A 16,172-nucleotide genomic window follows, 5' to 3' on the forward strand; every position below is an offset into this window, starting at 1 on the left:
AAACTTAACAGATTAGGAATTATTATGACAACAACCGTTGGTATTACAGAAGCAGAACTATACGCGCACGTAGAATGGCAAGATTGCACCGGTGAATACCAAGATATTCATTTTCATAAATCCTTAGATGGCATTGCTAAAATCACCATTGCACGTCCTCAAGTACGCAATGCGTTCCGTCCACAAACAGTACAAGAAATGATGCAAGCCTTAGCAGATGCTCGTTATGACTCAAGCGTGGGCGTTATTATTCTAACCGGGCTTGGCGAGCATGCGTTTTGTTCTGGTGGAGATCAGAAAGTGCGTGGTGACTATGGCGGTTATCAAGATGATGAAGGTATGCATCACTTAAATGTGTTGGATTTTCAACGTCAGATCCGTACTTGTCCAAAACCTGTAATAGCGGCAGTGGCGGGTTATGCTGTTGGTGGTGGTCATGTATTACACATGATGTGTGACTTGACTATCGCTGCTGACAATGCGCAATTTGGTCAAACAGGTCCTAAAGTCGGATCTTTCGATGGAGGTTGGGGTGCATCGTATATGGCGCGTATTGTTGGGCAGAAGAAAGCCCGTGAAATTTGGTTCTTGTGCCGTTTCTATGATGCACAAGAAGCAGTAGATATGGGATTAGTGAATACGGTTGTGCCACTGGCAGTTTTAGAACGTGAAACTGTGCGTTGGTGTCGTGAAGTATTGCAGCACAGCCCAATGTCATTACGTTGTTTGAAAGCAGCGTTGAATGCGGATTGTGATGGTCAAGCTGGGTTACAAGAGTTGGCGGGTAATGCCACTATGATGTTCTACATGACAGACGAAGGGCAAGAAGGACGTAATGCCTTCAATGAAAAACGCCGTCCTGATTTCTCTAAGTTTCCACGTAATCCTTAATCAGTAAGTAGATATTGTTAATGCAACGTCAAGTTAAGTTGTACCATTATCAGTTGCCTTTGGACTGTGCCATGATATTACGTGGCCAGTCTGTCAGTGTTCGTGAAGGTTGGCTTGTTGAATTGCAAGAAAGCGTTGAATTGCAGGAGGATACTGAATTATTGGAAAATGTTGAGTCGCATGAGCAGTGCAAAAGCACTCAAGTTAATAAAGTGGGGCGTGGCGAAATTGCGCCTTTACCTGGCTTTAGTGGTGAGACATCAACGCAAGCAAAGCAGCAACTCGAAAGCATGATCCACATTTGGCTAGAGCAGGGCGCAGTAGATCTGAGTACGTGCTGCCCCTCAGTGGCGTTTGGTTTTAGCATGGCTCTTTTGGAGCTAGACGACGAGCTACCGCAAATGACTTATTGCGACGATATTCATAACGACAAGCTTCATAACGGTAATAGTCATCATCACATTAACAGCGCGCTATTATTGGCTGCTGATCTTAGAATCATAAACCGTAACCATGCAAAACTTGCCGCGAGTTCCTTATGTAAGTTGAAAATTGCGACCCAACCGACTGCGAAAGGTGCCTGTCATGACGGCGAGATTGCCCGACAGTTACTACAGCGATACCCTCAATTACGGTTACGTTTAGATGCCAACCGACGTTGGAACCTTGTGAATGCGTTAGCGTTTGCCAAGCAGATCCCCGTGGCGTTACGCCAGCGTATCGATTTCATCGAAGAGCCGTGTCATAACTCAAGCGATAGTTACCTGTTTACGCGTGAAACTGGGATTGCCATCGCATGGGATGAAAGCTTACGGGATGCTTGCAAAAACCGGGGAGATGTTGAGTTTCTGAAGTCTACAATCGCTGAATGTCATGCTTCTGACACCGCATCAATTGCCGCTATTGTGATTAAACCTATGCTGGCTGGCACCATTACTCACTGCCGTCACTTGATTGAGCTGGCATATCAATTGGGTTTAACTGTGGTGATTAGTTCAAGTCTTGAATCTAGTTTTGGTTTACTGCAACTGGCTCGTTTATCGCAGTGGTTAACACCTGATACGACCCCCGGATTAGATACCATGCATGTTTTTAAGCTGCAAGTGGCAATACCTTATCCGGGCTGTAATTTGTCTTTGTTAGCACTAACTGCATTACCTTGTCGTACCTATTTTCAAGTTACAGATAATAAGATATCAAGATATAAATACAAAGCAGCATCGTATTATGGAAGCCTATAAATGATAGACGTTATAATTGATGACATAGAGTGTCATGATGTCAGTTTTAGTTGTTGGCCTTGGCAGCATTGGTCATCACTTAATCCGGATGGTATTGCCTTGGTATATGGTGAGTACTCATTTACTTGGCAGCATGTGAATTCACTGGTGGATGAATATGCCGAACAGTTAAATACACAAGGTGTACGACAAGATCATATTGTTGCTGCTGTGAGCGTTAATGACCCTGGTGTATTGTGGTTATACTTAGCTTGTTTACGACTCGGTGCTTGCTGTGTGGTACTAGATCCGAAACAAAGTGCTGAACAGTTAAGTGACAAGTTTGAAGCACTCGCCGCACAGTTTATTTGGATATCAGCACCTGCATTTAATCGCTCACAAGGTCTGCAAAGTATTAATAACACGAGAGAGTTAGTGTTTACTCTCTCCCTTGCACCCTCGGAGAAAACTTCATCAACAAGGTCGACTATTTCTATAACAGCGGCAACCAAATACGTGAGTACTGAGGATAGTATTAAGCTGGAGTGGCAAGCAGAGCGGCTAGCCAGTATCGTCTTTACATCCGGTTCAACTGGTAAAGCTAAAGCGGTTGCACATAGCGGTGAAAATCATTTGTATTCTGCTACGGGTTTGTTATCAGTGTTCAGTTATACGGCGTCAGACAGTTGGTTATTGTCGTTACCTTTGTTTCATGTATCTGGCTTAGCGATTGTGTGGCGTTGGTTATCTGCTGGTGGGCAGCTGGTGTTACCGTTAGCAGATAGTCTTGTTGAACAGTTATCACAAGTAACGCACGCATCTTTAGTACCAACTCAATTGCGACGCTACCTTAATGAATTGGGTGCAGATCAAGAGGTTATTAGTCTTAAACGTATCTTGTTAGGTGGTGCAGTGATCCCCGTCGTATTAACGGATAAAGCGAAATCCCTCGGTATTGATTGCTGGTCTGGCTATGGCATGACTGAAATGGCCTCTACTGTCACCGCTAAACCTGCGGATGATAGTGCAGGCGTTGGTACTTTACTCGCACATCGCTGTTTGTCCTTGATTGATAAACAAATTAAGGTGCGAGGTAGAAGTTTAGGGATGGGTTATTATTATCAAGGTGCGTTAAGTCCCATTACTGACGAAAGCGGTTGGCTTGTCACAGGGGACTTAGGCATGATAGCGCAAGGTGATGCGTTAGCGGATGAATTATTTATTCTTGGTCGACAAGATAATATGTTTATTTCCGGTGGTGAAAATATTCATCCAGAACAAATTGAGCGCATTTTACTTTCGCATCCGTTCATTAATCAAGCGTTAGTATTCCCATGCGAAGATGTGGAGTTTGGCCATCGTCCAATTGCTGTTATTGACGCTATTGCATATTTATCAGTCGATGATATGAATAAATTCCTACAAAACAAGCTGGTTAAATTCATGTGGCCGATAAATTATCATTCGCTACCAGACGCTATAAATGTGAACAGCATCAAGTTAAACAGGGCTTCCGTTCAACTGTGGGTCACAAGTTTATACGAATAGTTGAGCTAGATGATAATAATTCTTGCTTGTTATAAATCTGGCTTGGTGTTCGCTTTGTTTTCTTGTAGTATACAGATTCCTCCTTATTCATCAGATGAATAGCGACATAGTAATGAAGGTTTACAATGTCATTTAGAGCGGTGTAATTAACAGAGATGTAGCATGCTAAATATTAATACTCAGGTTATTGAGATCCCGGAACCCATGTTTCGTGGTTGGCAACAAACTGTAGAGTTGATCGCTGGCGTTATGAATCTGCCTGCAGCATTAATTATGCGCGTTCACCACAATGATATTCGAATATTTTCGTCAAACGACACGGCTCATTTGGCTTCTCTGCGATTATCAGAATCGAAGCAATTAAGCTGTTACAGTGCACAGGTTATTTATAATCGTGCAGAGCTACTTATTGAAGACGCTACCCTCGATTCAACGTGGACATTCGACAGTAATATTAGCGCCGACATTTTGGCGTATTACGGTTTACCGCTTACTTGGCCGAATGATCAAGCTTTTGGTACACTTTGTGTCTTAGATACGAAAATCCATAAATTTACACCTCATTGCAAATTACTTATCGCACGTTTTCAGCAATCGATGAATGCTGATCTCACTATACTCTACGAAAAAGCCGAATTACTGAACGCTAACCGTAAATTACAGAGTTTACTTGCTAAGAAATCAATGGCGCTAACCTTGTCTCATCAAGCGTTATTATATGAACAAGATAGCCGTTCGGCATTAGAATCGACCCTTATTTATCAGCAAGAATATGACCCGCTTACAGGTGTCGCTAATCAGTTTTCATTAGTTAAACAGATTGATGACATGTTGGAATATGTTGATGATGACAACGAGCTTGCTGTTATTTATTTGGGTATCCGAAACTTCAAATCGATTAATAACAGTTATGGTTATGCGATTGGTGACAAAGTATTACTTGAAGTCAGCCAGCGTATTCACCAGCAGCTGACGACAGAACACTTGGTTGCACGTTGCTGGGGTGATGCTTTTGCTATTGTTGTTCGCGATGAGAATGTTGTTGAGCAAGTAATTGATTTAATTGCACGTTTTTCACAAGCTTTTGAATCTACATTTATTGTTGATGATTATACTATCACCACTCAGATTTGTTGTGGCATTGCGTTAGCTGATTCTCCCGCAGACAAAGGTATTTCTTTGGTTGAAAGAGCTGAAGCCGCGATGAGTGTGAGTAAAGACAAGGGCACCTGTTATAACTTCTTTACTGAAGAGTTAAGTGTCGCGATTGGTGAGCGTCACTATTTAGAATCACATTTAGCCGAAGCGCTAGATAAAAATGAAATGTCGGTACATTATCAACCGATGATTTGTGTTAAAACTCGTCGTGTATTGGGGGCCGAAGCGTTAATTCGCTGGCAGAATCCGATACTCGGTGCGGTTACGCCCGATCGTTTTATCCATCTAGCAGAGCAGAATGGCCAGATCTTAGCATTAGGTAACTTTGTATTACGTACCGCAATGGAACAAGCGGCCCAGTGGCGTAACAGCTTTGGTGATGATTTTTGTATTGCTGTTAATATGTCACCGGTACAGTTTCGTGATGACAACTTAGTTTCTCGTATCGCGCAGTTGCTGGTTTATTATCGTTTACCTGGTAGTTCGTTAGAACTTGAGATCACTGAAGGGGTTTTATTACAAGACGAGAAGAAAGCCGCGAAAGCCATTGCTGGATTACAAAAGTTGGGTGTACGTATTTCGTTAGATGACTTCGGCACAGGTTATTCGTCATTAAGTTATTTACAGAAGTATTCGTTTGATACGTTGAAAATTGATCGTAGTTTCATTATGAATCTAATGGAGCGAGATCAAGACAAAGAATTAGCGCGGGCGATTATTGCGATGGCGAAGAAGCTTAATTTGCAAGTTGTTGCCGAAGGCGTTGAAACGGTAGAGCAAGATCAGTTTATTGCTGATGAAGGTTGTGATTATGGTCAGGGTTATCTGTATGGTAAACCTGTACCTGCAACTATGTTTACGGGTCAGTACCTTAGCAAACAAGCTATTTAGTTGATGTGCTTTTGATCGACTTGGTTGGATAGTGTGCAGTTGGAGTTTTTGGAGCATAAAACTGCTATAAACGGTTGCAAAGAATCAGTGAATAGTTAATAATTCACTCGTTGTCAAGCACAACACATTTGATGGGTGCCTTATGGGTCCCTCCGCATTGATACTCTGTGAATTCGGCCAGGCCTGGAAGGGAGCAACCGCAGCAGAGAACTCAAGTGCCGGAGTGAGGCTTGTAGGGTATCCTTCAAAAGTGTTGTGCTTTTCTCGTTTCTGACGTTCTGCTTTTTCAAATCAATATCTTACCGCTCCATCTTCGTTATTATTTTATTCCCTTTGGAGTTATAGTTCAGCCTTAGCGATTAAGCAATTTTGGCACCTTCTATTTTTGAATCCCGCAACTATCACCTATTAACTATTAACTATTAATTATTAAACTTATATTCATTATCGATATCTTATTTATTTTTATCTAGTTTGCGACAAAAAAGCATTGAACTCTTGGCCATATCAAGAGGGTTAATGCCAACACAGGTACCGTAATTACAATGCCTTACAATGCGTTTTAAAAGGTAATGTATAATCCACTGACGTAATAGTGAACAAAATGTTTATTGTAGTGAATTATTTAAGAGGTAGATCTTGAACAAATTAATGCATCTAATCCCCGTAATTCTTACTGGGTACCTAACAGCTTGTGGTGGAGGCGGTGATTCAGAGACGTCACCAATAGTAGAGCCAACACATTTATCCGGCTCTATAGCAGACAGAGACGTAAAACTGAATGAAGATACGATATATGAGGGAAGCCTTACCACAAGTGATACATTGGGTTGGAACTGGAAAATAACCAGTAATGGATTGTTTGGTACTGCAACCCTTACAAAAGAAGGGGATTTACGCTATACGCCTAATGAAAACTACCATGGTTCGGATTTTATTGCGGTAAAAGTCGCAAATGGGAATACGTATGATACCGCATATATTAATTTCGATGTAAAGAGTATCAACGATTTACCTGTTGTAAATAATAAAACCTTCTTCGCTATTCCAGGTAAATACATTGGCGGTACAATAAGTGTAACCGATGCTGATGGTGACTCGTTAACCTACAAGATTAGCCCCAAATTTAATAGACCTGACTATATTTCTTTTGCATTAGATTCTTTTGGTATATTTACGTTCAAGAGTGAAATGAAGAGCACCCATTCTATAGCTATCCCGATTATTATAAGCGATGCTGAAGGAGATGTTGAAACTACTCTCACGTTTAACATTGAAGCGATAAAGAAGAAGGAGTATATCTCAGAGCAAAGCTTTTCCTTAAATGAAGATGAGCCGGCTAAATTTGCGATCAAGACAACAAATACAACAGCGCCTCGTTTCACGTTATCAACAGCGCCTAGTAAGGGGAAAGCAACATTAGATGCAAAAGGTATACTAACATACACACCTAATCGTGATGTTTCTGGTCCGGACTCACTGGAAATAACAGTGACAGAAAATGGTTACTCTGATAAAGCAAAAATATCACTCTCGATTTCATCGGTGAATGACGCACCAAAAGTACTGGGTAAACGTACGTTTACATCTCCAACTAAAATGATTAAGGGGCGAATTAAAGCAACAGATGTTGACGGTGACACGCTTAACTTTAAATTAAAAGATAGCTTCACATTACCTAAAGATCTCGCGTTTAACCTTGATAGCGATGGTTCTTTCAACATCACAACGAAAAGCAAGGAAGAGAGTGAGGTTGAACTCCCTATCATTATCTCTGACGGGACTAAATCGATAGAGGCAAACTTCACTTTTAATTTCAATTCTAAACTTACGGACCCTTTATATAGTCAACAATGGCATCTGAAGAATACAGGGCAGAAAGCATTTTCAAGGTCAAGCGGTACGGCTGGGCACGATATAAATATAGGAAATCTGCATAAACAAGGAGTTAAAGGCTTAGGCGTTAAGGTTGCCGTTGTTGACTCGGGGCTAGAAATTAAGCACGAGGATTTAGTTGATAATATATTATCAGGTCGATCTTATAATTATGTGACGTCAACCAATGATCCGACCTTTACACGTAGAAGAGGTGATCATGGTACTTCGGTTGCAGGTATTATTGCCGCGCGCGGTTTTAACAATATTGGTGGGCGTGGTGTTGCACCGGAGGCGAGTTTAATTGGATTAAATTATATTAGAACTCAAGATGATAAAGATTGGATTGATAGTCATGGGGGAAAACGAACTAAAGATGCTCTCGTTATAAATCAAAGTTATGGTTCTCGATTAAAAAGTGTGCCAAGGTCGTTCTCGTTATTATCAAATCAATCAGAAGAGTCTTGGTTAAAAAAAGTAACACGTAACAATAATAATGGCCGAGGGGTTTTATTCGTTAAATCAGCAGGGAACTCATTCCAACGAGTGTCTTTGGCTGATTACAGCGCATATAGTAAAAATAAATCATTACCAAGATTAACTGCACATAATGCATCAATTAGTCTTAGTAACGCGAGTTTTTATAACACGGTCGTATCAGCGCTAAACGCAAATGCGAGTGATCCACTGTCATCCTATTCATCTACGGGTGCTGCAGTATTTGTTTCAGCCCCTGGTGGTGAATACGGTCGTAATGCACCAGCTATTATCACAACAGATAGTTCGGGATGTACCATTGGCTACGCGAGAAATTATTGGGAGCTCACAGGTTTCAACAAAGGTGAAAATGCATTAAATGAAGATTGTAATTATACATCTTCCTTTAATGGTACATCTTCTGCTGCCCCTGTTGTGTCCGGTGTCGCGGCCCTTATTTTTAGTGTTGATGATGCTATAACATGGCGTGATGTTCGTTATATTATCGCTAAAACAGCAAAGAAAATTGATGATGAGTTTAAACCTATATCGGTCACCTCTGGAGGTAAAGACTTTATTGCCGAACTCGGCTGGATAACGAATAACGCGGGCTTTAATTTCCATAATTGGTATGGTTTTGGTCTCATCGATGCTTCCAAAGCGGTGAAGATGGCACAAACTTACATTAAGGATAAGGGGTTATTACCTCAGTTAAAAGAAACTGCATTTATTCTATCTGATGATGTAACTGAGCTAGGTATAGATGAAGGAGCCCCTACAGAAAAGAGTGTAAATATAACCAAACATGATGACCTCATTATTGAAGCTGTACAGGTAAAATTAAACATTGAACATGAACGTAACAGTGATCTTTCAATTGAACTTATTTCACCGCAGGGGACAAGGTCAATGTTGTTGACACCGAGAAGCTTATTAACCGAAAAAGCGTATTTCAAGGATACAGTCTTACTCAGTAATGCATTTTATGGTGAAGCATCAGCGGGAACATGGACGATAAAAGTAACAGATACAAATTCAGATGATTTTATTTACTATTATCTTGGTCGTGAAAAGGTACTAGAGAATAATACAGAAGCTGGATTGTTAAAAGGTGTCTCAATAAGAATATATGGACATTAAGGAATTTAAGATGAAAATAAAAAATTTATTTATATCAACACTGTTTATGTCAACACTGTTTTTGTGTAATACATCTGCTAATGCAAATATTATGAACAGTGATAATGAAGAAAATGTAGCTATGCCTAGTGAGAGCTCTAGTACACATACGAATAGTGATATCGTTATTGAAAGTGATGGATTTAAGTTTTCACCGATAATGGGCGCAGCCTATATGGGGTCAGAGGAAGGTACAGATTCTTCACCAGCACTCTATGCAGGTCAAGAAATGCAATCATTAGAGGATGAATATACAGGAACGTTAACAGGTTCAATTTTAGTTAAAATGAAAAGTGATGATCTAACACACTCTTTTGATGATGCTGAAATACTGGTTATTGGTAACGGATTTTTCATCATTACTTTTGATGAAAATATAGATCTATTGAAAAAAATAAAGGAAATCAAAGCACTTAGTACGGTTGAAGCTGCGGAGATTGAAGTTAATACACAGGAATATTTACCATTGTAAATATATTATTAACCTGAGTTTAATTGTATTAGCTTAAACTTGATCTGACAGTTACTTTATTCTTGTATGGTAGCTGTCAGTTTGAATTTGAGCTAAATTATTTTTTGCCCAAATTAGTTTCCCATCGAGTCATGTCTCAAGGACTGAGCATAAGATCCATCACTATATCGCTAACACACGACAAGTGTTAGTGTAACTTAAATAACCCAACTGTAATTTAATTACCCTTAAGCCCCCCTTAATTACCGGTGTATCTAGTTATTCAATGTAAATTGTAATTTACCAACTTAAATAAGTGGTTTTATAACCGAAATGGGCTGGTTTATGTTGCAGAATAATGGAAAAGCTTGATCGAAAACATAATTCTGTTTCTTTTCATCTCAACTCGTTTGTAAAAAATAAAGCCTAATGATAGTTTATTATTCTGAATAGTCATGTTGTCTTCTGGATATCGATATTTTATTCGTGACGGAAGTTGGTTAGATCAATAGAGGTACTTTATGAAAGTTGTAGTGGAATTTATAGAAACAGGTCGGTACAAAGATAGAGCTTGGGAACCTTCATTCTATACTGTAAAAGGCAATTTACGTTCAGTTTCTCCTTCTTATGCAGTGCAGTTAATTAATCAATTTAAAGCAATACTTTATACTAATGAAAATGGTTCAGTCGTATTTAAAAATTAAAATACATAGTTAAATTTCTTATCATTATGCTGTTTTAATATAGATATAAAAAAGGCCTCACAATGTAGGTCTTTTTTATGGCGATTGCGTCGTAACTTCTGCTTCACTTCTAATTTAATCCATTTTCTATTTCACTGCCGTATCCAGTAAACCCGCCTTACTAATTATATCTCTTGATTAGAGCCTGAATGGTGATTCATTTGCCTCTGCGTATTGCCACTCAAATTTATCTTTATGTCTGTTTCTTTATATTAAACTAGATTCCCTATGGATAAACAAGGGTGGGGTTGGTATAGTTGTTGTGTAATATTATTAAATCTAATTTCCTGTTTTTAAGGTGAGGTGTCATTCGTCACCTAGACAGGTTGAAGCAACAAGAGTGAGGAATGGTAATGAGATATAAGATAAAAATAACAAAAGAAGAAAAACCGCTTTGCGAAGTCGTAATCGAAAATAACGATCACAGAACAAGGGAAGAAATACTAGCCTTAGTGTTGGACCGATTCCCAACAGCTGAAGGGTTTGAGAGAGAGGTACTATTTTCAGATGATGAAGTGCGTTATCTAAAAAGTACGCCGACAGGCATCGAAGTACTCGCTTCACAACCCATTTATCGACCGACGAATAGTTAGGATACTCGTCTTCCAAAACAGCAAATGGTGAGGCAATTCAAAATAGAAGCGAACTAACATGACAGCAGAACAAAGAGGTGGCTTCAATATGAAAAAGATAGGAACGGTTGGTGCAGTGCTTGTAGGTAAAGCTGTGTCTTATGCGAGAGGATCAATAAGTGCGATAGATAAAAAAGTGATGAGTGAACGCCTAGTTGTTGAAACACTAGGGTTTATCAACGATGAAGTCGGGGACTTGAGTGTACACGGCGGCATTGAAAAAGCGCTACATATCTATCCGAGTGAACACTATGCCGAGTGGCAAAAAGATCTCGGTGACAATGTGATATTTCAAGAGGTTGGGGCTTTTGGCGAAAACATTAGTTCCTTGGGGCTGAATGAACATACCATTTGTATCGAAGATAAGATCCGCATCGGAACGACACTATTGGAAGTGTCACAAGGACGTATGCCTTGTTGGAAATTAAACGAAAGATTTGAACAACACGAGATGGCGCTAAAACTACAAGAGACCCTACGGACAGGTTGGTATTTTCGGGTGTTGGAAGAAGGTAAAATAGGCGTTGGTGATGAAATCTTACTTTGTGAACGACCTTACCCAGATTGGTCTGTCGCAAGAATAATGAGTTTAATTTTCACGGGATGTTTAGATAAACAAGCGCTTGTACAAGCGCTAGAGTTACCACTGGTCGATTCATGGAGAAGGCTTATCGAACGTCGCCTCGAAAGCGGCGTTGTAGAGAACTGGGACCTCCGGTTATTCGGGCCAATGGTTTAAATTAATTACATATAGTTTAATTAGCTATTACTAACAGATACCGTATGACCTAAGTGTTGAGACAGTCGTTTGCTTGTATCGCGTATGGCTTTTATATCTTTTTCTTGAATGTCGTCTTGTTGCTTGAAACCGATAATGAGAATGCACGCAATTATATTACCTGTCGCGTCAAAAACTGGCGCTGATATGGCTTTAGCACCTGGTATGCTTGGGTTTACTTTATTTCGAATCGCATAACCATTCTCTTTGATTGATGCTAAGTCTTGTATAAGTTCTTTACCATTTTTCGTTTCTGCTTTTAACAGGTGCTGATAAGCTTCTTCAGGTGAAAATGCCGCAAAACACATCCCGACAGAGCTGCCAGTTAGCGGTGCGTGAAAACCGACTCTAAAGCTTATTGCGACAGGGTATGGGCTTTCGAGGAAGCGCACAATCATCGGTCCCTGTGTAGTCCAAACGGCGAGTGCCGTTGCTTCTTGCGTTTCTAGTCTTAACCGTTGTAATTCTGGCTCACAGACGTGGAGAATATCGGTATGACCAAGGATCTTGGCACCAAGTTCGATCAGCTTTGACCCGTGGCAGTAGTTACCATTTACGTCTTGAATGATGACCCCAATACGCAGAAAGCTCGCTAGATATTTATGGAGTTTACTTTTAGATATATCCATTTCTACAGCTGCATCACCTAACGAGATTGCGTGATTTTTGTTAGAGAAAAAATCTATAATCTCAAAGGCTTGCTCTACAGATTGTATGCCTTGGTTTTTCTTTTCCATAGTGTCCTATTACTGGTTTAGTATGGTGTTGCTGACGTAGCTTTATAGCTAGAATTTCAGTAGCTTGGTTATGATACAGGCGTGAGTGATAAATTCATAGTCAGAACGTTTTATCTCGTCGTTTATGCTAAATAGGTATTTATGTTCTTGTTAGCGCTAGTCATTTTCAGCCTTAAATTAAACCTAGGCTAACAACCTCTGATATGTCACGATACTATCTTTGCTATAACAGGGACTTAGTGACATGCAGTTAAACTTTTCAGACTTTTCAGCCAATCAAGGTTATCACTTGATGACACAGACGATTATCCCACGACCTATTGCTTGGGTACTGACAGACTCGGGTGATGCGAGCTATAATTTAGCGCCATTTTCGTATTTTACCGCGGTATCAAGTAAACCAGCGTTGTTAATGATCTCGGTTGGGAAAAAGCCGAATGGTGATAACAAAGATACACTCACCAACATCCTTAAAAATAAGAAAATGGTTATTCACATTGCATCAGATGATCAAGCTGACATTGTCACACAAACTGCCGCCACATTAGCGCATGGTGAATCTGAACTTGCTAATGCGGGATTAACGACCACTGCCTTTGATGATTTCTTGCTACCTAGGCTAACGCAATGTGATATTGCTTATGGTTGCGAACTTTATGAAATTAAAGAGATTGGAGATGCACCGCAAACGCTTATTTTTGTTGAAATTAAGCAGCTTTATTTGCATTGATTTTTTAACCCTCTGTTATTTAGTTGTTTTATTTAAAATCAGATGCTTACAAATAGGGTCTACCGTCAAATACTACTGTGTATTCATACATGGTTACATAATTCATCGCCATTTTACCGCCACTTTTTAGCTCATACTTGCCAGTGGATTAAATAACACTGCATCTTGTAGATGCGATGGTGCAAAGTGCGAGTAAGCCATTGTTTGCTTTATATCTGCATGACCAAGTATCTTTTGTAATACTAAAATATTACCACCGTTCATCATAAAGTAACTTGCAAAAGTATGCCTTAAAATATGAGTCGCTTGTCCTTTGGGTAAATCAGAAAAACATAAGTTTAACCACTTATGCAGTACCCCATAACCACAGGTGAATAATCGGCCTGATGTATTTTGGTATATCTCATTATATAAATCTTCTGAAATCGGTACGGTCCTATTCTTTTTACCTTTGGTATTGGTAAAGGTGATCTTGTGCTTTGTTACTTGTGATCCCTTAAGTTCTATTGCTTCCATTATTCGAGCACCGGTTGCTAGGCAAATTTTAATAATTTGTGTCATTTGTCCAGAAATAGGGCTTCTTTGAACGAATGTTAATAATTGCGTTATCTGGTCATGTGTTAGATAGCTAAGCTCGCGTTCTGCTGTCTTTATCGTTTTCATGTCTTTAAGCGGGTTTGGCAGATTCCATTCCTTTAATCGACGAAGTTCATTAAATAATACTTTCATCCATAACAGATCATAGTTTTGTGATGTGATGGATAGCTCTGCACCGCTGCGACCTTTACCATGCCCGACTGTGAGTCTGTTTGCGCGGTAGTGAGCAAAGTCTTTAGCGGTAAACGTGACAGCAATGGGGTCGTTTAATTGTTCACACATGATTTGCAGTCGACGATATGCATGAGCACCACTTTTAAGGTTTTTAGCATGTAGCTTCCACCAAAGATCAAGTAATTCAGATAAGCGCCGATTATCAGTCTTATCCGCTAACCAGGGCTTATCGTCAATCTCGTTCATTGTGTAGCGTTCGAACGCTGTAGCTTCGCCTTTGGTGGCAAAGCGTTTGCGAATACGCTTGCCGGTACTACCTTGCGGATAGCACTCACATAACCAAGGTTTTTTGTGACCATCTTTGAGATTGCGAACAGACATGGTGATTTCCTTTATAACTTGTCTAGGTGTATTTGGTATTATAAAATAACAAGTACTGTTTTTATATACAGTTATAAAGTAATTGTAGCAATAATCTATGTTTTCTTATGCAGACTTAAACATAGATTTAGTGATGTTCGGTTTCTTATTTAACTTGTGAATCATTATATCGTTGTTTTTTTAACCATAAAATTAGTTTAATACAGTGTTATTCATCTATTCCTTACTCTAAATACGGTTTACCACTAAAGAGTAGTTAATTCATTTGTGTTAAGTTAAAACAACAATATAATCAGTTACATATTAAATATTATTAATGATTTACAGTATTTGAAAATAAATAAAATGTATGGATATTTCTCTTATTTTCATTTGATTAGCCGGTATTGAGTCGGGCTAATAGATTTGAGTTATCGAGATGTCCTGTTATATAAATCCTTGGAGATTATGCTCGCTATGAAATGCAAATTATGTCTTGAGAATGAAGATATTAAAAAATCACATATTATTCCAAATGCATTCTTTAAATATATGAAAAATAATAAAGGTCGATATAGGGAGGTATCCAAAGAGGGCAACAAAGATAATCAAGTTAGTTATGATGAATATCTTTTATGCGGAAGTTGTGAACTAAAGTTTTCAACTGAATTTGAGAGTTATGTTATTGATTTTATTCTTAGAAACCCTGGGAGTGTAGGGGTGTGTAGTGAAAGCGATAGTACGAATATAACTCTGAGTAATGTTGACTTTACAAAGTTAAAATTATTCCAAATGTCAATTCTTTGGCGTGCGGCAGTAAGTACCTTAGATTTCTACAAACATGTCAAGCTTGCTCCTAATATTATCGAATTGCTAAGGGTGAATCTTGATACTCTAACTCCTGTGGAAGCAAATGTGTTGCCATGTTTCATGGATCGTATTTTCATTGATGCTCCTAACGATAAAACAACGCTAGCTGATAGGACGGAAAGTAAAATGTTTATTTCAAATCCTAATAAAATAGTTATAGATGTCTTAGGTTTTGAGTATATTTACTTTATTTTTGGTGGTGTCGAATGGCGATTCTGGATGCATAGTTGCAGCGAATATTTTATTGAAAATAATATCGTGATTAGTAATAGAGGTATTTTGAACATGACAATTAAAAGTATTGGTACACACAATACTTTACTTGAAGCTGGTGTGCTAGCTCGAATAAATCATTTAAATAACTAAGGTTTAAATAGGGCATAACATAAGCGTTTTAACGGATAAAGCAGTTAGTTCAGTACATCATCATTTGACCCTATCCAAGTTAGCTATTCCTTGTCCCGAGTCTGTAAACAAAGATCAGGGGGGACTTATCCCCCTAAATTAACCTGACGATACGCTATCGGATAACAAATCAATATCGATATCCCCGACATTAATACAAAATAAAGAATACTACGACCGCGGATAGCAAAGAGCTGGTCGGTGGTGAGTTGCGCTCCTTTTTTAAAGGGGTACTTCAGATGTACGGGATAAAAGACAGCTGTAACGTAGAGTGATATTAAAATGAAATGGGGAATGATGAAGTCTAGCAATTGAGTTCTTTCCTTGGTCACGGGGCATACAGTAAAGCTAGCAACAAAGTAAATTTAAAGTGGAGGTTAGAGGCGTTACTTGTGAAGTTGTGACTCCACTAACCGTTATTGGTATTAATCCGTGATATGACTCTATTTAATCAGG

At 39.2% G+C, this 16,172-nt stretch carries 13 protein-coding genes and 1 other RNA gene; 12 read left to right on the plus strand and 2 right to left on the minus strand.

The features are described 5' to 3' along the window. Positions 1-24: 24 nt before the first annotated feature. From menB to HWV02_RS07835, 10 genes are all read left to right on the plus strand, one after another. Complete coding sequence (menB, locus tag HWV02_RS07790) at positions 25-891, plus strand: 1,4-dihydroxy-2-naphthoyl-CoA synthase (protein WP_211690080.1); 867 nt, start codon at positions 25-27, stop codon at positions 889-891. 20 nt (positions 892-911) lie between these two features. After that, entirely contained in the window at positions 912-2,132 is a 1,221-nt protein-coding gene (gene menC, locus HWV02_RS07795; RefSeq protein ID WP_211690081.1) for an o-succinylbenzoate synthase, read from the plus strand. Beyond that, positions 2,133-3,659 (plus strand): o-succinylbenzoate--CoA ligase, encoded by a 1,527-nt coding sequence (gene menE, locus HWV02_RS07800; RefSeq protein WP_211690082.1) that lies wholly within the window; start codon positions 2,133-2,135, stop codon positions 3,657-3,659. Positions 3,660-3,821: 162 nt separating this feature from the next. Further along, complete coding sequence (locus HWV02_RS07805) at positions 3,822-5,708, plus strand: bifunctional diguanylate cyclase/phosphodiesterase (protein WP_211690083.1); 1,887 nt, start codon at positions 3,822-3,824, stop codon at positions 5,706-5,708. A gap of 141 nt (positions 5,709-5,849) precedes the next feature. Further along, positions 5,850-5,946: signal recognition particle sRNA small type (gene ffs / locus HWV02_RS07810), an RNA gene on the plus strand. Between the two features lie 401 nt (positions 5,947-6,347). Then, on the plus strand, positions 6,348-9,200 hold the full coding sequence (locus tag HWV02_RS07815; RefSeq protein WP_211690084.1) for a S8 family serine peptidase: 2,853 nt from the start codon (positions 6,348-6,350) through the stop codon (positions 9,198-9,200). 10 nt (positions 9,201-9,210) lie between these two features. Next, positions 9,211-9,711: a hypothetical protein gene (locus HWV02_RS07820; RefSeq protein ID WP_211690085.1), complete on the plus strand. Its 501-nt coding sequence runs from the start codon at positions 9,211-9,213 to the stop codon at positions 9,709-9,711. A 500-nt stretch (positions 9,712-10,211) separates the two neighbouring features. Then, a complete protein-coding gene (locus HWV02_RS07825) occupies positions 10,212-10,394 on the plus strand; it encodes a hypothetical protein (protein ID WP_067042981.1) in 183 nt (60 codons plus the stop codon). Positions 10,395-10,786: 392 nt separating this feature from the next. After that, positions 10,787-11,026 carry a hypothetical protein gene (locus tag HWV02_RS07830; protein WP_211679201.1) on the plus strand — a complete coding sequence of 80 codons (240 nt, stop codon included), beginning with the start codon at positions 10,787-10,789 and terminating at the stop codon, positions 11,024-11,026. 88 nt (positions 11,027-11,114) lie between these two features. Continuing rightward, on the plus strand, positions 11,115-11,804 hold the full coding sequence (locus HWV02_RS07835; protein ID WP_211679202.1) for an MOSC domain-containing protein: 690 nt from the start codon (positions 11,115-11,117) through the stop codon (positions 11,802-11,804). Positions 11,805-11,824: 20 nt separating this feature from the next. On the opposite strand, the gene HWV02_RS07840 is transcribed toward HWV02_RS07835, so the two are convergent. After that, positions 11,825-12,580 carry an IclR family transcriptional regulator gene (locus tag HWV02_RS07840; RefSeq protein WP_211690086.1) on the minus strand — a complete coding sequence of 252 codons (756 nt, stop codon included), beginning with the start codon at positions 12,578-12,580 and terminating at the stop codon, positions 11,825-11,827. Positions 12,581-12,824: 244 nt separating this feature from the next. Here HWV02_RS07840 and HWV02_RS07845 point away from each other — a divergent pair, with 244 nt between their 5' ends. Then, the gene (locus tag HWV02_RS07845) at positions 12,825-13,310 is read left to right on the plus strand and encodes a flavin reductase family protein (protein WP_211690087.1); all 486 of its coding nucleotides are present in this window, start codon (positions 12,825-12,827) and stop codon (positions 13,308-13,310) included. Between the two features lie 126 nt (positions 13,311-13,436). Here the strand turns inward: HWV02_RS07845 and HWV02_RS07850 are convergent, their stop codons facing one another. After that, positions 13,437-14,462: a tyrosine-type recombinase/integrase gene (locus HWV02_RS07850; RefSeq protein ID WP_211690088.1), complete on the minus strand. Its 1,026-nt coding sequence runs from the start codon at positions 14,460-14,462 to the stop codon at positions 13,437-13,439. A 447-nt stretch (positions 14,463-14,909) separates the two neighbouring features. On the opposite strand from HWV02_RS07850, the gene HWV02_RS07855 reads away from it, so the two are divergent. Next, entirely contained in the window at positions 14,910-15,677 is a 768-nt protein-coding gene (locus tag HWV02_RS07855; protein WP_211690089.1) for a hypothetical protein, read from the plus strand. Positions 15,678-16,172: the final 495 nt, after the last annotated feature.

Source organism: Moritella sp. 28, assembly GCF_018219435.1.
GTDB lineage: Bacteria > Pseudomonadota > Gammaproteobacteria > Enterobacterales > Moritellaceae > Moritella.